Origin of the sequence: Marinomonas aquiplantarum, from assembly GCF_003314975.1 — a bacterium.
GTDB classification, from domain to species: Bacteria; Pseudomonadota; Gammaproteobacteria; order Pseudomonadales; family Marinomonadaceae; genus Marinomonas; species Marinomonas aquiplantarum.
On record NZ_QNRF01000004.1, the window covers coordinates 33,003 to 55,340 of the forward strand.

A 22,338-nucleotide genomic window follows, 5' to 3' on the forward strand; every position below is an offset into this window, starting at 1 on the left:
TTTTTAATGGATAATGTCCCTGCAGAACAATCGGAGCGTAAGCTCTATTTAGAATTAGTCACAGGCTTTAATAAGCTAACGGTGATACGTCAGTTGGCCTTAATGGTCGGCTTAGCTGCCTCTATAGCAATTGGTTTGGCGGCTGTGTTATGGACTAACGGACCAGACTATAAACCTGTCTTAAGTAGCATTACGGATTACAACGCAGATCAGATTGTTGAAATTCTGAGTGTTAATAATATTCCCTTCAAGTTAGATGAAAATACTGGCGCTTTATTAGTTGAAGCGGATTACTATCATCAGGCTCGTTTAAAATTGGCGGGTTCTGGAATCGTGTCAGACAATATTGTTGGTCTGGAAATTATGGACCAAGAACAAGGTCTGGGGACGTCCCAGTTTGTTGAGACGACTCGTTATCGTCGTGGTTTAGAAGGCGAGTTGAGCCGAACCATTTCCAGTCTGCAAAGTATTAAATCAGCTAGGGTCCATTTAGCCATTCCAAAAGAATCGGTTTTTGTGCGAGATACAAGAAAGCCCTCCGCTTCAGTGTTTCTTGAGTTATACCCAGGTCGTCGCCTTGATCGTAGTCAAGTTGATGCGATTGTGAATTTGGTGGCATCGAGTATTTCACAGTTGAGTGATAAAGATGTCACTGTGGTGGATCAGCGTGGCACCTTGTTGACGGAAAAAGATTCAAACTCAGAATTGTCTGTGGCAGGTAAGCAATTCGACTACGCACGTAAAGTAGAAGACGTGCTGCTACAACGAGTGAATAACATTCTCGGCCCCGTAGTCGGTCAAGGTCGCTTCAAAGCAGAAGTGTCGGCTGATGTGGACTTTACGGCAATTGAAAAAACCGATGAACAGTACAATCCAGATTTGTTGGCATTACGAAGTGAACAAACTCTCAGAGAAAATCGCAGTGCTGGAGCCTCAGCTAGCGGCATTCCTGGGGCCTTAACCAATCAGCCACCGGGCGCAGTTACTGCCCCTGAAGCTGTGGATGAAAATGGTGCGCCAATCGGTGGTAACGGTGCCGCTGCTAATGGTCAATCGCGAGAAGAAACGACACGTAACTTTGAGCTTGATCGCAGCATCAGTTATACCAAGCGCCAACAAGGTACTGTTCGACGTTTATCTGTTGCCGTAGTTGTTGATGATTTAGCCAGTCTAGATGCAGATACATCAACGATAGTTCGAACACCTTGGAGTGATGATGAACTTGGTCGTTTGACCTTGTTGGTTCGAGATGCTGTTGGTTATGACCCTTCGCGCGGAGACAGCGTTAGTGTCATCAATTCGCCTTTTGCACTTCCTGACCCAGAAGAGCCTGTGATTGAACCGCCATTTTATAAGCAGGCTTGGTTCTTGAATCTTTTGCAGCCAACCTTAGTTGGTATGTTTGTGTTGATTCTTTTACTGATCGTGGTTCGACCAATATTGAAAACCCTCAGTGAACAAAACAAAATTGCAGTTGCAGAGGACACGGAAGCCGCTATATTCTCAGATGAGACGGATGAAATTTCAGATGATCAAGTGTCTCTCGTGAGTGCTGAGGATATTCTCGTACCAGGTTCCCCTGAGAAAATTGATCGTCAACTTAATGCGATACGCGGTTTGATTGCTGAAGAGCCGGAACGTGTAGCGCAAGTTGTTAAACAGTGGGTAATGGAAAGTTAATGAGTGATACAGGCCAAGGTGCAGATTTAACCTCAGTTCAAAAAGCCGCAGTGCTACTAATGTCGCTGGGGGAATCTGATGCTGCTCAGATCCTAAAACACATGGGGCCCAAAGAAGTCCAAAAAATTGGTCAAACCATGGCGCAGTTGGCCAATGTTCAACGTCATCAGGTTGAAAAAGTCCTAGACGACTTTCTAGTCTTGGTTGGTGATCAGACCGGATTAGGGCTTGGAGCAGATGGTTACATTCGTAATATGCTTCGTGAAGCCTTAGGTGAAGAAAAAGCCGGTAGCTTAATTGATCGCATCTTACTAGGTGGTAATACTACCGGTTTAGACACATTGAAATGGATGGAATCGAGAGCCGTTGCGGATGTAATCCGCTATGAGCACCCGCAGATTCAAGCCATTGTTATTTCCTACCTTGATCCTGACCAAGCCGCTGATATTTTAGCTAACTTTGATGAGCGGGTGCGTTTGGATATTGTATTGCGTGTGGCGGCTCTTGAAACGGTTCAGCCAGCGGCTCTGCAAGAATTAAATAACATTCTAGAACGTCAATTCTCAGGAAATAACTCAACACAATCGACCACTATCGGTGGGGTGCGTACCGCGGCGAATATCATGAACTTCATTGATAGTTCGGTTGAAACCGAGCTGATGGAGTCTATCCGAGATGTGGATGAAGACCTCGCCAATACCATCCAAGATTTGATGTTTGTGTTTGATAACTTATTAGAAGTCGATGACCGTGGTATTCAGGTTATCTTGCGTGAAGTGGAATCAGAGACATTGATTTTGGCTTTGAAAGGGGCAGACCCAGATATGCAAGAAAAGATCTTCAAAAATATGTCCTCCCGAGCTGCGGATATGCTGAAAGACGACTTGGAAGCCAAGGGTCCTGTTCGTGTGAGTGAAGTGGAAGTTGCGCAGAAAGAGATTTTGGCCGTTGCTAGACGCCTTGCTGATAACGGTGAAATCGTTCTCGGTGGCGGTGGCGAGCAGATGGTTTAATTAGAGTATGTCAGACAAGGATAATAAAGAAGAGCGTAAGTTGACGGCTTACGAGCGTTGGGAGCTCCCACATTTAGAAAGCACCGATGTAAAAGAAACAACTGGTCCCGCCATATTGGTTCAAAAAGATACAGTGATGACCTCGGAAGAGGTGGATCAAGATTCGCTTATCTACGAGCCTCTCACCGCCTCTCAATTGGAAGAAATTCGTTCCGCTGCCTATGATGAAGGCTTTATACAAGGCGAAGAAGAAGGTCATAAAAAAGGCTATGAGGGTGGCTTTTCAAAAGGCGAAGTTGATGGTTATGAGAAAGGCCAAGCCGATGGTTTGGCTGCAGGGATAGAAGAAGGTCGTCAGTTGGCGCAAGAAGAAGCGAAAGTTCAATTTGCTCAAGTAGAGCAATTGCTTCAAGCCGTTGCCGCTGAGATTACCCAGCCTTTGGAAGCCAGTCGAGCGGCCGCGGAGAATTTGCTCTATCAAACTATGGTGCGAATGGTCGAAAATGTCTGTCTTAGCAAGATGCAAGAAGATGGTCAGGTCGCTCTAAAAGAGCAGTTGGTCAGGGTGTTTGATGAAATTGGCGAGTACGAAGGCCGTATTCGTCTCCGTTTGAATACGGAAGATATCGCAGTATTAGATGCGATAGGAGTAAAGGACAGACTCACAATACAGGTAGAAGAAGACGATGCCATGGTCTGTGGTGGTTTTGTTTTAGATTCGAAATCTTTTCATATAGACGGACGTGTTGAACAGCGCCTAGCTGCTGTGTACGAAGAGCTCCGTCACCTTACTTCGATTGAGCAGGATTAATTGTGCCTACTCTTGAAGAAAGACTTGCCAAATTAAATAACGCATTTACTTCTCCTTATCAGCCTCAGTTGGAAGGTAAGGTAACGCGCATGGTTGGCTTAACCATGGAGGCGGTTGGTTGCGTTGTGGCACTGGGAGACCGGTGTGCCGTTCAGGTTGGAAAAGAACGCTGGGTGGAATCCGAAGTGGTTGGCTTCACTGGAGACCTAACGTATTTGATGCCAACGGAAGCCATTGAAGGTATTTCGCCTGGAGCGCGTGTTCGTCCTCTGTTAGATGAAAGTAAAATGCCGGTTGGGGATGAATTGCTAGGCCGTGTTGTCAACGGCTTAGGTAAGCCGTTAGATGGTAAAGGACCGATTAACACTCAAGATTCGGTTGGACTTCATGGTGGCATTATCAACCCTTTACAGCGCAAGCCCATCACCGAAACCTTGGATGTGGGTATTAAAGCCATTAATAGTTTGTTGACTGTGGGCAAAGGTCAGCGGCTTGGTTTGTTTGCTGGTAGTGGTGTTGGTAAGAGTATATTGCTTGGCATGATGACGCGTTTTACTGAAGCAGACATTACCATTGTCGGTTTGATTGGTGAGCGTGGACGAGAAGTCAAAGAATTCATAGAACAAATTCTTGGTGAAGAGGGGTTGGCCCGCTCAGTGGTCGTTGCTTCACCTGCCGATGATTCAGCCTTAATGCGACTTCGAGCGGCTATGCTGGCGACTCGTATTGCGGAATACTACCGAGATCAGGGTAAGAATGTACTTCTGCTGATGGACTCTTTGACTCGTTATGCACAAGCCCAGCGGGAAATTGCTTTATCGGTCGGTGAGCCGCCAGCAACGAAAGGTTATCCACCTTCGGTCTTCTCGAAGTTACCTCAGCTAGTGGAACGTGCTGGAAATGGGCATGAAGGCAGCGGCTCGGTCACGGCGTTTTATACGGTATTGACTGAAGGTGATGATCAGCAAGATCCGATTGCCGACGCTTCGCGAGCGATTTTGGATGGTCATATTGTGTTGTCGAGACGGCTTGCAGAAGAGGGGCATTATCCTGCCATTGATATAGAGGCATCGATTTCTCGAGCAATGCCGCAAATTGTTAGCGAAGATCATTTGTACGGTGCCATGCGAGTGAAGCAGCTGTATTCTAAGTTCCAACAAAATCAGGATATCATCTCGGTGGGTGCTTATGCTCAAGGTGGTGACCCTGATTTGGATCAGGCCATTGTGCAAATGCCAGAAATACGCAGTTTCTTGCAGCAAGCATTAGGAGAGAGCTTTACCATAGATCAAAGCTTAGAGGCTTTGGTGACGGCAATGACCAAAGGGCAGTAGACGTAAGCTTGCAAAAGCGTCTACTATTTATTGAGTAAAATAAATAGGTTGCTCATGAAGAAATCTCACCGAATGCAAATATTGGTCGATCTTGCTAAACGCAAAGAGGACTCTGTTGCTCAGCAATTGGCAAGGGATAAAGCCAAAGTGCAGCACGACATGCAAAAACTGGCTGAGCTCAAAGAATATGCTCAACAATATGAGTCTGAGCGTAATTTACTTGGTCTAAGTCCGTACTTAACAACCAATTATCAGCATTTTGTCGATCGAGTTCAGCAAGCCATTGCTCAACAAGAAGCGGCCGTTGGACGAGCAGAGCAGCAAGCGGACATGAGTATGCGACTGTGGCTGCAAGCTCGCTCTAAAACAAAAAGCATGGATGTGCTAAAAGAAAAAAATATAAAAATTGAGCAAACCATCGAAGATAAAAAAGAGCAGCGTCAAAGTGATGAATTCGCCATGCGGCGTTTTTTTGATGCAAATCGATAGCGAAAAACCGGTCTTAGGGGAAGATGACAATGATCAGGACTTGCTATGTCAGAATGTGATTTAGGGAGAGTGGATATTTCTTTCCCTATGGCTGACATTGAACGTGCTGTTGTCAGTTATGCGATTACACCTCGCTCTTCTTTATTGGATTTGCGGTCGGCTTTGGATCGTTTTGCGTTCAATGTTGCGGATCTTGAACTGCTTATATTCCATCAGCGTCTTGCCTCACTTCAGCATCTTGTTACGCAGTTAATCGCTTCGGGGTCACCTTACCGATCTGACTGTCAGTTGGTGATGTTGACGGCAAGCGATGCATTATCCCAGCTTGCTATCGCCGCGCCATTAGGAGGCGATTATCTGCAGGCGCACAGTCATGCCCTGTCCGAGCATCATCCTTGCTGGCAACAGCTTAGTCACCTGTTATCTCAAATTGAATTGGTTTCTGAGAACTTCCGTTTTGAAGGGCGTATAACGCCTTCTTCACAAGGGGCGATAGAGCCATTACTTCACGCGTTTGCAGAGTTTGGTCAAGTGTCTTTTCAGGTGGAAGAAATTGAAAAGGAGGGGGTGAGCGGTGTATTCTGCTTGGAATCTACCCAAACATTGGCAAGGCTTAATGAACGATTTCCGCAACTAATGTGGCGTCAGCTTGAACCTGCCTCTGCTGAGCGCTCTGATCCCATTTCTGTTCCCTTAATTAATGATCTCTCTTACCTGACTGAGCCGGTGAAGTCATTAATGATGTCTGGTTTTTTGTCTTGGTTTCATCCCCAAAAAATGTCTTATTCCGAGCGAGACCATCTTCTTAATCAGTATGACGTTATGATGAAAGAGGCTTTTTATCGGCCTTTTGCCAGTTGTTTAGTGCTGTCTGAAGAAGGAGTGGGTGAGCAGAAAGAGGATGACAGGCTTGTTCCTTTTGATGGGGATGAACAAGTTGCCTTATCGGTCGGTGAGCAAGCGTATCCGCTTCGTCTTGGCGGTTATTATTATGCTGCTGTTACCAATCCGAATAAGGGGGATTGGCAAAAGCCTTATCTTAGTTCGAGCCTAGGAGAAGACGTATTACTGAGTACGCTCTATCAAATTAACTATTTGTCGCATACTTATGTATTTGATCTAAAAGAGAGTTTTCTTCATAAAGTGGCTTGGGAAGCGCTGCTTTGGCGTGGTGATGTGGCATATGTTGAGTTAGCACCAGGTCAAGAAGTCAGATTACTTTTATCATTGGAGGCATTCTCTGGCCCGGATGCGGTTTGTTTGTTACTTAACCAGCAGGGACTGCAAGATATTCTAATCGTTGCGGTGGCTGGATGTTATGTGGCGATTCCTTTTTGCTCTGTGAAGCGTGTAGAGGCGTTTCCTATGCTTATCAAGCATGAGGTTAAAGGGGTAAAAAACATTTGGCAGGATAAATCGGGACAATTGCTACTTGAGCCTTGGTTAAGTGAGGCTGAGCTTAATTCGAAAAACTTGCAAAAAATAAGGACCGAACCAGTTTCGAGTACCGTCAAGAAGGGGTATTATTTGGGAAGAAGCCAAAAGGCTTGCTTGATTGTGTCTGCAGAATTGGTGGCGGATGTCATCGCAAATCAAATGCCAGCTTCCTTCTTCTTCGTTAATGACTTGGAACGAGAAGAACGGTCTTTTTTGGCGAGCCGGAATCAATGCATTGAACTGATTACTATGAATACATTAGAGTCAGGGTTTAGAGAAACAAACTCTCAGCTCGGTTTTTCTGTTATTCTTGAAGATGACGGTGTATCCGTTGCATTGCAATTTGTTTCGTTTGATTGGTATGAAGAGCAGCCATCACTTGAGCTAGGGAGTGGCCGCGAGCTTAGTAACAACCGAGAACATGAAGGTTTTGTTGTACTAGATAGAAAAAACTATTTGTCTTTTGTCGCTGATCATTTGTCATCAGTGTCAGCTTGTAAGTGATTATTAACTATGAATACATTGCATTCACCGTTTGGTGCGCCGCGAAAAGAGTTAATTAATGGGCTGCAGAAAACAGTTGTGATTTTACTGTTCTTTCTGTTGTTGGCTTTTGCTGGTCTGTATTATTTGATGAATAGCAACTTGCAGCAACAAAATGCCAAACAAGAGCAACTTTCAGAATTGTTAGGATTAGTTCACAGTGCTGAAGAGCATTGGCTAGAGTGGTTGTTAATAGAAGACCTCAATACGATTGATCGCAGTTTGGATACCTCACCTGCAAGTCATTACCATCAATTATTAGTTAGTGAATATAAGCTCATTCAAGATCAGCTTATGTCGTTCGATGATGCTGAAGAAGTAGACTTATCGACTGCGGTGAAGCTGTTGAATGCGTTTTCAGGTCGAGAGTTGGATACCTATCCTCTTTCCAATGCGGAGCGCATTCAGGCTTATCAAGAATTCGAAAAATTAGAGTCCTTGGGCGACCAATTAGTACAAATTGGAGTGGCGTTAGATTATCAGCGTGAGTTATTTGTTGGTCGAATGGTCTGGGCGCCAGTTGGCTTATTTGTTGTGATTGCTTTTGTGGTTATTGTGCTTGCGGCTCGATTAAATCGTCAGCTGACATCAGGCTTTGCAACCATTCATCATGTTATTGATCACAGGAAACATGGTCATGCTTCTGTGTTGCCAGAACGTCCCTTGGTTGATGAGTTAACCGATTTAAGTCATTTAATTGATCACGAAATTTCTTCGCGTGATATGGATATTCGTCAGCAGCTAGGACGCTTGTCATTAATTGATGAGGCCTTGTCAGTCATTGAATTGCCATTTTTCATGGTCAATGAAGAACGAGATATTGTCTGGCAAACTCAAGGTGCTGAGCGATTGTGGAATAAAAACACTTCGCTCTTTGAGTCCATGTTTGGAATTGATCCTGGGCTGGATTCGCCAGTTGGTGAGCAAGTTTCGGAATCTGTTTTATTGTCCGATGAGCCATTGAGGTTGTCCTTGTCTGATGGTGTATACGAATTGACGGTAAAGCAATTCGAGGTCGGGAATGAAGCGTCTAGTATGCGTTACTTGATTCAGATTCAGCATAAATCTGAAATGGCTGAGTTTGATGTTTTGTACAATTGTTTAAAACTCATGTCGAAGGATGTTTGGGATGCGCCGATCCGCCTTTCTCGTGAGAACTCACCTTATGCTCCTTTTGCCCAGTCTCTTGAGCAGATTCGCATTAAGGTGGCCGATATTATTCGTGCAAGTAATAAGTCCATGATGACTACAGATCAGGCTGAAAAGATTACTAAATTACAACAAATAGCATCCCTAATTGACGCAAAAACAGACCACAATGATTCTGTAGTCGAAAAGGCTCCGTCAATTGTGCCCATGCCAGTGCCTGAACTGAACGTGCATCAAGTGATGGATCTTTCGGATCAAATCCAAGATTCTCTGCTGTTAGGGTATGAGATGATCATTCAGCGTTTATTGCTGGTGGAAAAGGATTTGTCCTCTAACGTTATTTTGCTAGAGAGTGTCAGCCGTTGTCTGAATGAGGTCAGGGCGGGGGTATTATCAAGCTTGGCAGCGACAGAAGGCGAGAGTGATGCAATTCGTCATCGCTTTGCAATTGACCTTGATCATGACATAAGTGAAGTTCAAGGGCAGGTGCAAGAAATGTCCTCTTTGATAGGAACGACCTTATCTTTGCTTGAGTCCGATCGAAGTGTGGGGAATGCCAGACTCATGAGAGTGCGAGAAACAGTTGAAGACATCGTTAAACGAATTGAAGTAATAACGACCGACACATCGGCAGAGTTAGAAGATAAGAGTCAAAAAACAGTCGATGTTGATTTAGATGAAGAATGGGAAGAGTGGTAGTGCTTTTCATGACGGCTTGTGAGGTGTTCAGTGGTTGAGAGCTCTTTTGATGATAAAACAGAATGTCTGACGATTTTGGTCGATGGGCGTTTTGATTATAGCTGTCACAAGTTGTTCAAAGAGGCGTTTGTTTCAGCAAAGAAAGCCGCCAGTGTCTATGAAATTGATTTATCTAGGGTGACCTATTTAGACAGTTCTGCTTTGGGCATGCTTTTACTGCTAAGGGATCATGCTGGTGGTGAAAAAGCGGATGTGCGACTAAAGAAGCCGAATGGCGCGGTGTTGGACATCCTTAAAATTGCTAACTTCCATCGACTTTTTGACATCGAAGAGTAGGTTGTATGGAACAAATCTTGAACATCCTCATTGCGGATGATAACCCATCTGATCGAATCCTGTTAAAAGCAATTTTGAGCCAGTTTGGTCATAATGTTATTTCAGCAGTAGATGGTCAAGAAGCAGTTGAGAAGTTTAACCCAAACACCATCCAATTGGTTTGTTTGGATGTTAAGATGCCGCGTAAAGACGGCTGGGAAGCAGCTCTAGAAATTCAGCAAACCGCTGGTGATTTATTTGTTCCGATTATTTTTCTTTCCGGTGTAGCAGATCCAATTGCTTTGTCCAATTGCCTGCGCATTGGGGGCACAGATTTCATCTCTAAACCCTACAGTCCCGCACTTATTACCGCAAAATTAAATGCCATTGTGCGTCTTTTGGTGATGCAAAAAACACTGGAAGAACAAAGAGATGCCATGTCTCTATACAATGAGCAGTTGGTGCATGATCAGAATGTCGCCAAAGTCGTTTATGAAAATATCACCCATTCCAATTGTTTAAAAGATCCGGCCTTATCAACGGTTCACTATGGCACTCACACATTTAATGGTGACGTGATTTTGGCGGCTTACAAACCAAATGGTGGCATGCATTTGTTGTTGGGCGACTTTACCGGCCATGGCTTGTCGGCGGCGATTGGCGCTTTACCTCTGGCAGATATCTTTTTTGATTGGACCAAAAAAGGTTTCTTGATGCGGCAAATTATTCCCGAAATTAACGCCAGACTAAAAAGCATTTTGCCTGCAAACATGTTTTGTAGCGCGGCGTTTGTTGATATCAAAGTCAACAATAAAAGCATTGAAATCTGGAATGGTGGTTTGCCTGATTTGCTATTCTTCTCTCAGCAATCAAAAGCACCAGCTCGTTTTGAATCAAAAAATTTACCTCTTGGTATTTTGCCACCAGACGTTTTTGAGTGTCAGATTGATCCTGTGACGTTTGTTCCGGGTGATCGTCTTGTGGTGTTTTCTGATGGGGTTTATGAAGCGCAGGATAAGTCTGGCGCAATGTTTTGTCACTCTGTTTTGAATCCTTTATATGAAGGAGAAATAGCGGATGACCAGGCATTGGATTGGATGGTCGAGCAGCTGACTAAAGAAGGGGTGTTAGAAAACCCGCACGACGATATTTCATGCTTGTCAGTCCGTTTGGATACCAATATTGGTATTGAGTCACCTGATCGTGGTGTGCCAACCAGTCATCATGAAGCGCCTGCTGATTTTTCATTTGAATACGTGTTAAATGCAGATTCATTGCGTAATACCGATCCGTTGCCTTATGTGTTGCAAATCATTACCACGGTTCCTGGATTAAGTAGCTTTTCTAGTCAGATTTTTATGATTCTGTCTGAGCTGTATTCCAATGCTCTCGAGCACGGCGTACTGGGTCTTAGTTCATATAAAAAGAGCTCCAGTGATGGCTTTTCGCAATACTACGATGAGCGTGAGCAAAGGTTGGCAGCCCTAACTGAAGGGTATGTCAAAATCTCTGTGAAAGTGACCTCAAGTGGTAATGAAAGAGTATTGGCTTTGTATGTCGAAGACAGCGGCGATGGCTTTGATTATCAGAACATTAGTTTTGACATGTCGAATAGTGAACTGCTCTATAACCGTGGTCTGGCGTTGTTGGATCAGTTGTGCCATAAACTCGAATTTAGCAAGGGTGGACGTGGCGTAACAGCCTATTATCACTGGCAAGTAGGCCAAGAGAGTTAGGTTGGCCTTGCAATTGCATAACCCTTCATATCTTTGGAGGATATTATGCGAACAGATTCTAATACCCTATTACCGATTGCTTCCAGTTCAGCTTCAAAAAAATCGTCGATGATCAGAGCGCCAGAAAAACAGGGGGCGGCTTTTTCAGAGGATTTTAACCGAGCAAAAGATGCAATGTCAGGCAGTAAATATGACGACAAACACCGAGTCGCTCATGCTGATGATCAGCGAAAATCCTCCGTAATATCCGAGAAAACAAGCCATCAGCCCAATAGAGATGAGCGTATCAACTCGTCTGAAAAAGAGCCTGTTAGCGCTTCGAAAACGACGCCACCTTCAGCACAGAGTAACACGGTCGATTCGCAATCGGCTGACTCCGAATCTGGATCAGTTAACACTGAGAAAGGAGCGCAATCTGTTGCTTCTAGTACTGACCAAGTTGCTGAAAGCGGCAAAAAATTGCAGTTAAGTGGCGAAGCTTCTCCTGAAACAAGTGAGGCTGCCAAAGGCAATGAAGCCTTAATGCTTGGTGGAAAAGTGGTTGCTGGGAGTGTTGCGACTGATGCGCTTGTTAAGTCCTCTGGTGCTAAGGTTGCCATGCTTGGTGGAAAAGTGGTTGCCGGGAGTGTTGCGACTGACGCGCTTGTTAAGTCCTCTGGTGCTAAGGTTGCCATGCTTGGTGAAGGCCAAGAGTTATCAAATGTTGATGAATTACTTCCTGTGGCTGGAGAGGGCAAAACGAAGGTTTCCCTGCAAGAGACGGTCGGTGACGAGCATGTGTTGGCCAGTAATAACGTCCAGCAACAAGGTTTGATGGAGGTCGGTCAAACCGAAAGTGTTTTTTTGGATGATGGCACGGTTGTTCAGCAACCTAATGTACAAGCCCTATCAGGGATGAATGTGTCAACGCCTCAAGAGCTTGCTCAGGTTGACGGTGCGACGAATGGTCAAGTTGATGCTCTCCTTGCTGATCAAGTTGTTGAAGCGCCTGTGCTTGAAGGTGGTGATCTAAAGAAATTGAATGAGTCTGGTGTTATTGCAATGGCGCCAGTGGCAGCGGTTGCGACTGGGGTGAATCAAGTCATGGCTCCGGGACAAGATGCGTCTGCTGGGAGTGATGAGGAGTTGTCTTGGGTGCTGGATCAAATGAGCTCTACCCCGAAAAAAACATCAGCGGATGGTGTGGTGACGGGCTTATTGGCCGAGGCTCCGGACGCTGAACGAATTAAGTCAGCTGGCCTTGCTGGTGCAGGTTTAGCACTGGGTGCGGCGGGTAAGTTGAATGCGGATTCTGCTAGTGGCTCAGCAACAGACTTGTTGCAAGGGGCTGATCTAGCGTTAGATGATGTGATTGGAAATGAACCGTTGGAACTTAGAAAGAAAGAGCATGAAGCCATGTTAGGCCGTATGGCTGGAAATGTGGATGCTAAAATGGATGATGTAGGTGGACTGAGTTCATCGTTCAATCAGCAAATTGGTAGAGCGGCTGCTTCTGTTGGTGTGGCGAGTCAGTTAGCCAGCGCCAATCAACCATTAAATATGGCGATGAGTGTACCACCAGGGCATCCTAATTGGGCGGCTGAAATGGGGCAGAAAGTAGCTTGGGTTGCTCGCGAGGGAGGCCATACAGCGCACATTCGTTTAGATCCTCCTGAGCTGGGAAGCCTGACGGTAAAAGTATCAGTAGACAGTGATTCCAATACACAAATCAACTTTGTTGCAGCAACGGCTCAGGCTCGTGATTTATTAGAAGGGCAAATGGGACGCTTGCGTGATATGTTAGCCCAGCAAGGGATGGATTTAAGCCGTGCTGAGGTTGATGTGTCTCAACAAGATGCTTCAGGCACTCAAAAAGACGCTGGCCAGACTGGTTTGGCGAATCATTCCGATGCGAATGGTGAAGACGAGGCGGATGAGGTTATGCCTGGAGTGATGTCTTATGTCTCCGCTACTGGGGTGGATTATTACGCTTAATTCATCGGTGTGGATGGATAAATGATTAAGAAATAGATGGTGCTCTGTATTATTCTTTGTAGAATATAGAGTTAGTTGTTTAGCGTGAGTGTACGTTAAAAAAATTGATTGCACCTAAGGTTTAGGAATATGGCTGAAGAAGACGGTTTAGATGTAGGCTCCGAGGAAGGTAAGCCGGGTGGTAAGAAGAAACTTATTATCATCATTGCTTTAGTAGTAGTGTTGTTAGGTGGTGGTGCGGCTGCGTATTTTTTGATGTTTAGCGGTTCTGATGCGCCTGCTGATTCCGCAGAGGCTGAGGCGGCAGCTTTGGCAAGTGAGCCCTCGATTTATCTGCCTCTCGAACCTGCGTTTACAATTGATATGATGGTGGAAGATCGACAGCGTTATGTGCAATTAAATATGACGGTCAAGTCGAAGAACGAAGAGCAAATGGAGGCGGTGACTTCTCATATGCCTTTGATTCGTAACAGTCTGGTATTACTGTTTTCCAGCCAGTCATTCGATGAATTAAAAACCACTGAAGGCAAAGAAGCATTGAAGCTTGCAGCGCTGGATGCCATTAATGGCATTCTCGAGCAAGAAACTGGGCAAGGCGGTATAGATGGTGTCTTGTTTACTAATTTTGTGATGCAGTAAAGATTATGTCGGCTCAAGATCTATTATCCCAGGACGAGATTGATGCGCTCTTACACGGCGCAGATGAAAAGCCTGCTGACGATGATAATGCAGATGAAAACGGTGTCGCGTCCTATGACATAACCAGTCAGGAGCGTATTGTTCGTGGGCGAATGCCGACGTTGGAAATGATAAATGAGCGTTTTGCGCGTTACACGCGGATCAGTTTGTTTAACATGTTGCGACGTACCGCGGATGTCTCCTCTGGTGGTTTGCAGGTCATGAAATTTGGTGAATATGTTCATACTTTGTACGTACCAACCAGCTTGAACTTGGTAAAATTTCGTCCGCTACGCAGTACTGCTTTGTTTATTTTGGACGCTAAACTGGTTTTCAAACTGGTGGATAACTTCTTTGGTGGTGATGGTCGACACGCCAAAATTGAAGGTCGTGAGTTTACGCCTACTGAAATTCGTATTGTTCAGTTGATGTTAGAACAGGTGTTTGTGGATCTTACAGAGGCATGGGCTCCTGTTTTAAAATTAGAGCTTGAATACATCAGTTCGGAAGTGAATCCGGCGATGGCGAACATTGTTAGTCCGAGTGAAGTGGTTGTGGTATCGACATTTCATATTGAATTGGATGGCGGTGGCGGTGAACTGCACATTACTTTGCCGTACTCTATGATTGAGCCTGTTCGCGAGTTGTTAGATGCGGGTGTACAGAGTGATGTCGATGAAAAGGATGATCGTTGGGGTAAATCCCTAGAGCAAGATGTGCAAGATATTGGTGTTAAACTCTCAGTGAATGTGACGAACAAAAAGACTACACTGGGAGAGGTTTTGAAGTTTAAAGCGGGGGATATTATTCCCGTAGAAATGCCTGAATACATTACCGTTCGTGCTAATGGTGTGCCGAGCTTTAAAGGGAAATTGGGCGTCAGTAACGAGCGCTATTCGATTCAGGTGACAGAAAATATTAAATCGAGCAAGGTAACGAAATAACATGGCAGAAGAGCAATCACCAGATCAAGAAGGAATGGACGAAAACTTGGCGGATGAGTGGGCAGCCGCAATGTCTGAAGCAGGTGAAACTGGCGATTCGGATGAAGGTGCTGTGGATGATGAGTGGGCCGCCGCCATGAATGAGCAGGAGGCTGAACCTGTTAAATTGGAAACCTTGACGGCGCCAAATGTGCCGGAAGGTGGCATCGGGTCTGATCTAGACCTTATTATGGATATTCCAGTTGTATTGTCTATGGAGTTGGGTAATACGGACATTGCCATTCGTAATTTGATGCAACTCACACAGGGTTCGGTTGTCGAGTTAGATCGTTTTGCTGGTGAGCCATTAGACGTGTTGGTTAATGGTACTCTTATCGCTCATGGTGAAGTGGTTGTCGTGAATGATAAATACGGTATTCGCTTGACGGATGTTGTGAGTCCTTCCGAGCGTATTAAACGCCTTAAGTAAGAAGCCTACTTTGATTTTATCAATGTTCAATAAAGTGATACTGGCCAGTAGTGTCTTTCTGTATGCTGCTGGCGTTTCTGCATCTGGCGCGCAGGAAATGTCTGTCGCGTCATCTATGTGGAAAGTGGTTGCCTCTTTGGTGTTTATTATCGCTTTTATTCCTGCTTGTTTGTGGTTGGTGAAACGCTTTCAACTAACGCAGATGAAGCTAGGTCGTCAATCTGACATTAAAATATTAAGTGTTCAGTCTCTCGGCGCAAAAGAAAAAATCATGCTGCTTGAAGTGGAGCATGAAAAAGTTCTGATTGGCGTAACGGGGCACACTATTTCGCATCTTAAAAGTTTTCCTGTAAGGGGCACTTCCTTTACCAATGAGTTGGCTGACGCTCAACAGCAATCCGCATCGGCGGAGGATAAGGATAAATGATTCGTCTGCTGTTTTTGTGTTTTTTGCTAGTCATGCCAAGTTTGTCTTGGGCTGAAGTGGGGTTGCCAGCCGTTAAGCTTGTAACCAATCCTGACGGCAGTCAGGAGTATTCGGTTTCCCTGCAAATTCTTTTCATCATGACAGCTTTGACGCTGTTGCCTGCTGCCTTAATGATGATGACCTCGTTTACTCGCATTGTGGTGGTGTTGGCAATTTTGCGTCAGGCAATTGGCTTGCAACAAACGCCGTCTAATCAGATTATGATTGGTATGGCTTTGTTTTTAACCTTATTCATCATGACACCAACCTTGGATCGAGTGAATCAGGTGGCATTGCAGCCGTATTTGAATGAAGAAATGACATCGGTGCAAGCGGTTGAAGCCGCGTCAGGGCCAATTCGAGATTTTATGCTGGCGCAGACTCGAGAAGATGATATCAATCTTTTTGTGAAGTTGGCGGGTCGAGAAGGCACTATTGATTCGTTGGAAAGTTTGCCCTTTACCATTCTGATGCCAGCTTTCGTGACTAGTGAGTTAAAGACTGCATTCCAAATTGGTTTTATGATTTTTATTCCCTTTTTAATCGTTGATATGGTGGTGGCCAGTGTCTTGATGGCTATGGGTATGATGATGTTGTCACCTATTATCATCTCCTTGCCATTCAAAATTATGCTCTTTGTCATGGTGGATGGTTGGGCTATGATTATGGGGACATTAGCAGCGAGCTTTGGGATTTAGTTATGAACCCGCAAGTGGTATTGGATCTATACGGACAAGGGTTTTACCTTATTGTCTTGATTGTCGGTGTGGTGATGATGCCAAGTTTGCTGGTGGGTTTGATGGTGAGTGTGTTTCAAGCAGCAACACAAATAAATGAGCAGACCTTATCGTTTTTGCCAAGGTTAATCGTGACAATCTTAGTGATCATGCAGCTTGGGCCTTGGATTCTAACGAAGTTGATGGATTTCACCACCAATCTGTTTATTAATATCCCAATGATAATCGGCTAATGCTTGAGCTTAATACCGAACAGCTACTCGAATTAACCATCAGTTTTCTATTGCCTTTTTTTCGTATCGGTGCCTTTTTTATGGCTTTGCCGCTCTTTGGGAGTCGCTTGGTCAGTCCTCCAGTTAGAATCTGCTTTGCCTTTATTGTGTCTATCATTATCACTCCTGTGATTAATGTGCCGCCCTACGATCCTATTTCGCCTGGTTATATTTTATTGATTGCAGAGCAATTGGTAATTGGCTTTGTGCTTGGCTTTGTAGTCACAATTCTATTCCAGTTATTTTCATTGGCAGGTCAGTTGGCTGCTATGAAGGCGGGTTTGGGGTTTGCTATGTCGAATGATCCGGCCAACGGTATTTCGGTCGCCACATTGGGGCAGTATTACCTCTCGATGGTGGCGTTGGCGTTTCTGGGGACCAATGGTCATTTGGTGATGATTGAGTACTTGGCAGAAAGTTTTAACTATTGGCCAATTGGTGGTGGTTTTGATAGCCAGCGATACTGGCAGCTAGTGCTGCTTGGTGGGTGGATGTTTGAGAAAGCTTTGTTGATTGTGTTGCCTTTGGCGATAGCGGTTCTTATTATTAACTTAGCATTTGGGGTAGTAGCAAAAGCGTCGCCTCAGTTAAATATCTTTGCGCTTGGTTTTCCGATTATCATGCTATTTTCCTTGTTTTTCTTTTGGATTATGCTGGAAGAGTTTTTACGCATCTATACTCTATTCTTTGAAGAGATGACAAACTGGCTTAAGGTCACTTGGGGGATTCAGGTTAATGGCTGAGAACGAAGACGGTAGTGAAAAAACGGAAAGTGCCAGTAGTAAGAAACTTCAAGATGCTCGCAATAAAGGTAATATTCCTCGTTCTAAAGATTTAAGTACGGCGCTCTTATTGATTGTCGCTGCTGTCACCTTGTATGGCACTGGGACTTTGTTGGTGAGAGATCTGGCGCTCTTGTTTGATTTTAATTTCCTGGTCGATCGATCGGATTTGTTTGATCTCAATCGTATGGTCTTTCACCTTTATGAGTCTGTAGTGGCCATGATGGATTCCATGGTGTTGTTGATGTCTGTGCTCGCAGCGGCCGGTATCATTGGCAGTATTGCCTTGGGAGGCCTGAATTTTTCATGGGAGCCTTTGATTCCCAAGCTGAGTAAAATGAACCCCATCGCTGGACTGAAGCGAATGTTTTCAGTGCAATCTCTCGTAGAGTTGTTAAAGGCCATTGCTAAAGTGGGTTTGGTGGCATTGATTTCAGTCTTGGTGGTGCTGCACTTTTTGCCAGAAACCATTGGCTTGACCTTTCAAACCATCGAGCTGGCGATGGAGCACGGCATTGATATAATCATTTGGTCATTTATTTTTGTGACCTTGGCTTTGGTGTTTATTGCTGCGATTGATGTGCCTTTTCAGGTTTGGTCTCATAAAGAAAAATTGAAAATGACCAAGCAAGAAGTAAAGGATGAATTTAAGCAACAAGAAGGTGATCCTTTAGTACGAGGTCGAATTCGTCAATTACAGCGTCAGGCGGCGATGAGTCGAATGATGGCTGATGTGCCTGAGGCGGATGTCATTATTACCAACCCGACGCATTTTTCAGTGGCGCTAAAATATGACCAAGTAAGTGGTGAGGCCCCTGTTTTGTTGGCTAAAGGTGGGGATTTTATTGCGTTGAAGATTCGGGAAGTGGGCAATCATTATGATATCCCTGTGATACAATCACCAGCATTGGCTCGTGCGGTTTATCATCATACGGAAATCGGTGAGGAAATACCGCAAGGTTTATTTAAGGTGGTAGCGCAATTGTTGGCGTACGTTTATCAGTTACGTAATGCTCGGACCGGTGCGCCAATGCCTGATGTTATGCCCAATTTAGATGTGCCTGATGAATTTCAATGGGATGGTAATTGATCATGTTTTTAATTTTAACTGCTAGGGATATTGTGTGAATTTCGACCGGAGCCGTGTTGCTGGACAAGTTCAGAGTATTTTTAGCGGGAACTTAGGAATACCTGTTTTATTGTTGTCGCTGCTGGCGATGATGATCCTGCCTATACCAGCGTTTTTGCTGGATGTGTTATTTACCTTCAATATTGCTTTGGCCATCGTCGTACTGTTGGTGGCCATTTACTCAATGCGTCCCTTGGATTTTGCCGTGTTTCCAACGGTATTGTTGGTCTCTACTCTGATGCGTTTGGCCTTGAATGTCGCCTCTACTCGCGTGGTTTTGTTGAATGGTCATGAGGGTGGTGACGCGGCTGGTAAGGTGATCCAGGCGTTTGGTGAAGTTGTTATCGGCGGTAACTATGTCGTCGGCTTTGTGGTCTTCGCCATCTTGATGATTATTAACTTCGCGGTTGTCACTAAGGGTGCGGGTCGTATCTCGGAAGTGAGTGCGCGTTTTACCTTGGATGCGATGCCCGGCAAACAAATGGCCATTGATGCGGATTTGAATGCCGGCATGATTGATGCGGATCAAGCCAAGCAACGTCGTACTGAGATAGCATCTGAGGCCGAGTTCTATGGTTCTATGGATGGTGCCTCGAAATTTGTGAAAGGGGATGCGATTGCTGGCCTGTTGATTCTTGGGATTAACATCATTGGTGGTTTGTCCATCGGTATGGCGCAGCATGATTTGTCTTTTACTGAGGCGATTGAGCGATACTCTTTATTGACCATTGGGGATGGCTTGGTCGCACAGCTACCTTCTCTTATGTTGTCTACTGCCGCGGCGATTATGGTTACCCGAGTCAATGAGACGGGGGACATGGGGTCGCAGGTTGTTAAGCAGATGTTTGGCTCTTCCAAAGCCCTCTACATAGCGGCAGGCGTAATGACGATTATGGGTATTGTGCCTGGTATGCCGCATTTTGCCTTTCTTTCCTTGGCAGCTTGCTTAGGTGGGTTGGCGTATTTTATTGAGTATCGCAAGAAGCAAAAAGCCAAAGAAGGTCAAAAGCCGTCAACGTCTGCTTCAGGTGATGCGCCGGTGCCGGCTGAGGCAAAAGACTTGAGTTGGGATGATGTCGCCCCTGTCGATATGCTTGGTTTAGAGGTGGGTTATCGCTTGATTCCTTTGGTTGATAAAACGCAAGGTGGTGAGTTATTGGCGCGTATCAAAGGGGTACGCCGAAAATTGTCTCAAGATTTGGGTTTTTTGGTGCCAAGTGTGCACATCCGAGATAACTTAGATCTGATGCCAAATGCTTATCGAGTGACCTTAATGGGGGTGAGCTTGGCGGAAGCGGAAGTGCACCCAGATAAAGATTTAGCGATCGATCCAGGTCAAGTGTTCGGCACTATTGAGGGGGTGCCTGGCAAGGATCCATCTTTTGGTTTGGATGCGGTTTGGATTGATCCAAAAAAACGGGATCAAGCGCAAACTTATGGTTATACCGTGGTGGATGTGAGTACAGTGGTGGCCACGCATGTAAACCAAATTATGCACAAGCACGCTTATGAGTTGATTGGTCATGATGAAGTTCAGCAATTGCTTAGTTTGTTGAAGCAATACAATCCTAAGCTGGCAGAAGAGCTTGTGCCAAATACCGTGCCTCTGAGTGTATTGTTAAAAGTTTTACAGAACTTGCTGATTGAAGGTGTGCCACTGCGAGATATGCGAACCATTGCTGAGGCGATAATGGGGGTACAACCGAAAACTCAAGACCCTATGATATTAACCGCTGCTGTCCGAACGGCGCTGTCACGTTTGATTATTCAAACCTTGGCGGACGGTGTTGAAGAGATTCCAGTGTTAACCCTGGAGCCACAGTTGGAAAAAATGCTGATGCAAACGGTGCAGCAAAGTCAGCAGTCAGGCATCAAAAACGAAGAGGCACTTATTCTCGAACCGCAAATGGCGGAACAATTGCAAACCTCATTGCGTCAATCTGCTGAGCAACAAGAAGCGATGGGGAATACACCAATTCTTATTGTATCCGCTCCAATCAGACCGATGCTGGCTCGCTTTATGCGTTATGGTATGGTGAATATGGCTGTGTTGTCATATCAAGAAGTGCCTGATCATAAGCGCATCACTGTAGTTGGTGTAATTGGCCAATAAAGTTTGCCTATTAATGGTAAATATTGTGGCTATATTTATCTGAATCTTTCGGGTAAGCTATGGATTTGTAAGAAAAATAAGCTGGAAGGATTAGGTTATTCATGCAAATTAGGCGGTTTCGAGCACCTGACATGCGGCAAGCGATACGGAAAGTCCGTGACGCCGTAGGTCCAGACGCAGTGATTTTATCAAATCAGCGTCTCCCGACAGGGGAAATAGAAATTGTAGCGGCTCTCGATTATGACGGCTCTATGCCGACGTCTATGACAAAGGGAGCGGCATCTACTCGCTCTGATTATTCTCGCCAAACCTCCGCGGATAATGCTTCCTCTAGACTTGATACAGCACAAGATCCAAGTGCGGATTATTTAGAGCGCATTGAGCGAGCGAAGCAACAAACTAATCCTGACGCTCATTCATCTCAGGCTCATTCAGCGCCGGTTGACTCAAGGTATGGGCAACCAACGGAATCATTATCAACACAGCCAACCTCTTCAAGTTCACCGCGTCACACTCAACCTAAATCGACACAGTTTGATATGCCAGCGACAGCGGACGGTGAATTGCCAGAAGTGGAAGAGGCTTTGTCTATTCGCCATTCTGATAGTTCGAAACAACTCAAAGAAATGGAAAAAGAGTTGCAAAGTGTTCGTGCTATGCTTGAAGAGCGACAAAAAGAAGATTCGTCAAATAAAGGTAAGCGTGATAGCTTGGAAATGAAGGCACGCCAGCAGCTAAAAGGCTTGGGTTTGTCTGATTTGGTGGCGTCACGTTTAATGGATGATATTGATCTAAAGGGCAGGGAAGACGATTGGAATCGTTTGTTGGCTCACTTGGCGGATTACATTCCTGTGCGTTCCAATGGCTCAGAATTAAGTGGCTGCATTGCTTTCATGGGACCAACTGGTGTTGGTAAAACGACTTCCATTGGCAAAATTGCTGCTCAGCATGTGTTAAAGCATGGCTCAGACGGTGTGGTATTGATTACAACGGATACGTATCGTATTGCCGCTCATGAGCAATTACGTACCTTCGGGCGCATTCTTAATGTGCCTGTTGAAGTAGTGAATGAGTATTCTGATTTAAATGAAGTATTGGCAAAATATGCTCATTATTCTTTAGTATTGGTTGATACGGCAGGTATGAACCCTCGTGACTCCAATCTAGAGCGTCAGTTGCTAATGATGAAACGGGCCCGAGCGGGCCTCAAAAAATTATTGGTTTTACCTTGTACGAGTCAAAGACAGGTGTTGAAAACCGTGGTTGATGTTTATTCGCAAGTTCAACTTGATGGTTGTGTGCTGAGTAAACTGGATGAATCAGCTTCTTTAGGAGAAGCGATAAGTGTGGTGATTGAAGAGGGTTTACCTGTAGTATATCTGGCAGATGGCCAGCGTATCCCAGATGATATTGAGCCAGCTCGAGCGCATAATTTGATCAGCCGAGCGGTATACACAGCAGAACATTACAGCCAGCTCTTTGGGTCACTAAAGTATGGTAGTTAGTAAAATTATGTTATTTCTGAAAGCGTTGCGCCAAACTATGTAGTACAGTTTGATTGCGCAACT

At 45.0% G+C, this 22,338-nt stretch carries 20 protein-coding genes; all 20 read left to right on the forward strand.

All coding sequences use genetic code 11. The features are described from left to right. Positions 1-6: 6 nt before the first annotated feature. The 20 genes from fliF (at position 7) to flhF (ending at position 22,275) form a co-directional block, all read left to right on the forward strand. Positions 7-1,680: a flagellar basal-body MS-ring/collar protein FliF gene (gene fliF, locus DFP76_RS08300; protein ID WP_113874186.1), complete on the forward strand. Its 1,674-nt coding sequence runs from the start codon at positions 7-9 to the stop codon at positions 1,678-1,680. After that, positions 1,680-2,693, forward strand: coding sequence for a flagellar motor switch protein FliG (gene fliG / locus DFP76_RS08305; RefSeq protein ID WP_063333805.1), 1,014 nt, complete (start codon positions 1,680-1,682; stop codon positions 2,691-2,693). The genes fliF and fliG overlap by 1 nt, the downstream gene beginning before the upstream one ends. A 7-nt stretch (positions 2,694-2,700) precedes the next feature. Then, positions 2,701-3,504, forward strand: a complete 804-nt coding sequence (locus DFP76_RS08310; protein WP_113874187.1) for a FliH/SctL family protein — start codon at positions 2,701-2,703, stop codon at positions 3,502-3,504. A 2-nt stretch (positions 3,505-3,506) separates the two neighbouring features. Beyond that, complete coding sequence (fliI, locus tag DFP76_RS08315; RefSeq protein WP_113874188.1) at positions 3,507-4,838, forward strand: flagellar protein export ATPase FliI; 1,332 nt, start codon at positions 3,507-3,509, stop codon at positions 4,836-4,838. A 54-nt stretch (positions 4,839-4,892) separates the two neighbouring features. Beyond that, complete coding sequence (gene fliJ / locus DFP76_RS08320) at positions 4,893-5,327, forward strand: flagellar export protein FliJ (RefSeq protein WP_113874189.1); 435 nt, start codon at positions 4,893-4,895, stop codon at positions 5,325-5,327. Between the two features lie 45 nt (positions 5,328-5,372). Beyond that, a complete protein-coding gene (locus DFP76_RS08325) occupies positions 5,373-7,268 on the forward strand; it encodes a hypothetical protein (RefSeq protein ID WP_113874190.1) in 1,896 nt (631 codons plus the stop codon). 9 nt (positions 7,269-7,277) lie between these two features. After that, positions 7,278-9,155 (forward strand): hypothetical protein, encoded by a 1,878-nt coding sequence (locus DFP76_RS08330; protein WP_113874191.1) that lies wholly within the window; start codon positions 7,278-7,280, stop codon positions 9,153-9,155. A gap of 30 nt (positions 9,156-9,185) precedes the next feature. Beyond that, positions 9,186-9,491 carry an STAS domain-containing protein gene (locus DFP76_RS08335; RefSeq protein WP_113874192.1) on the forward strand — a complete coding sequence of 102 codons (306 nt, stop codon included), beginning with the start codon at positions 9,186-9,188 and terminating at the stop codon, positions 9,489-9,491. Between the two features lie 5 nt (positions 9,492-9,496). Continuing rightward, entirely contained in the window at positions 9,497-11,206 is a 1,710-nt protein-coding gene (locus DFP76_RS08340) for a fused response regulator/phosphatase (protein ID WP_113874193.1), read from the forward strand. Between the two features lie 45 nt (positions 11,207-11,251). Next, a complete protein-coding gene (locus DFP76_RS08345; protein WP_113874194.1) occupies positions 11,252-13,180 on the forward strand; it encodes a flagellar hook-length control protein FliK in 1,929 nt (642 codons plus the stop codon). 129 nt (positions 13,181-13,309) lie between these two features. After that, the gene (locus DFP76_RS08350; RefSeq protein WP_113874195.1) at positions 13,310-13,819 is read left to right on the forward strand and encodes a flagellar basal body-associated FliL family protein; all 510 of its coding nucleotides are present in this window, start codon (positions 13,310-13,312) and stop codon (positions 13,817-13,819) included. A 5-nt stretch (positions 13,820-13,824) separates the two neighbouring features. Next, positions 13,825-14,802 carry a flagellar motor switch protein FliM gene (gene fliM / locus DFP76_RS08355; protein ID WP_113874196.1) on the forward strand — a complete coding sequence of 326 codons (978 nt, stop codon included), beginning with the start codon at positions 13,825-13,827 and terminating at the stop codon, positions 14,800-14,802. A gap of 1 nt (position 14,803) precedes the next feature. After that, positions 14,804-15,271, forward strand: coding sequence for a flagellar motor switch protein FliN (gene fliN, locus DFP76_RS08360; protein WP_113874197.1), 468 nt, complete (start codon positions 14,804-14,806; stop codon positions 15,269-15,271). 10 nt (positions 15,272-15,281) lie between these two features. Next, positions 15,282-15,698 (forward strand): flagellar biosynthetic protein FliO, encoded by a 417-nt coding sequence (gene fliO, locus DFP76_RS08365; RefSeq protein WP_245931905.1) that lies wholly within the window; start codon positions 15,282-15,284, stop codon positions 15,696-15,698. Next, positions 15,695-16,435 carry a flagellar type III secretion system pore protein FliP gene (fliP, locus tag DFP76_RS08370; RefSeq protein ID WP_113874198.1) on the forward strand — a complete coding sequence of 247 codons (741 nt, stop codon included), beginning with the start codon at positions 15,695-15,697 and terminating at the stop codon, positions 16,433-16,435. Before fliO ends, fliP begins: the two co-directional genes overlap by 4 nt. Positions 16,436-16,437: 2 nt before the next feature. Beyond that, positions 16,438-16,707 (forward strand): flagellar biosynthesis protein FliQ, encoded by a 270-nt coding sequence (gene fliQ, locus DFP76_RS08375; RefSeq protein ID WP_013795350.1) that lies wholly within the window; start codon positions 16,438-16,440, stop codon positions 16,705-16,707. Next, positions 16,707-17,489, forward strand: coding sequence for a flagellar biosynthetic protein FliR (gene fliR / locus DFP76_RS08380; RefSeq protein ID WP_113874199.1), 783 nt, complete (start codon positions 16,707-16,709; stop codon positions 17,487-17,489). Before fliQ ends, fliR begins: the two co-directional genes overlap by 1 nt. Beyond that, the gene (gene flhB / locus DFP76_RS08385; RefSeq protein WP_113874200.1) at positions 17,482-18,618 is read left to right on the forward strand and encodes a flagellar biosynthesis protein FlhB; all 1,137 of its coding nucleotides are present in this window, start codon (positions 17,482-17,484) and stop codon (positions 18,616-18,618) included. The genes fliR and flhB overlap by 8 nt, the downstream gene beginning before the upstream one ends. A gap of 34 nt (positions 18,619-18,652) precedes the next feature. Further along, positions 18,653-20,770 (forward strand): flagellar biosynthesis protein FlhA, encoded by a 2,118-nt coding sequence (gene flhA, locus DFP76_RS08390; RefSeq protein WP_113874201.1) that lies wholly within the window; start codon positions 18,653-18,655, stop codon positions 20,768-20,770. A gap of 101 nt (positions 20,771-20,871) precedes the next feature. Next, a complete protein-coding gene (gene flhF / locus DFP76_RS08395; RefSeq protein ID WP_113874202.1) occupies positions 20,872-22,275 on the forward strand; it encodes a flagellar biosynthesis GTPase FlhF in 1,404 nt (467 codons plus the stop codon). The last annotated feature ends 63 nt before the right edge of the window (positions 22,276-22,338 follow it).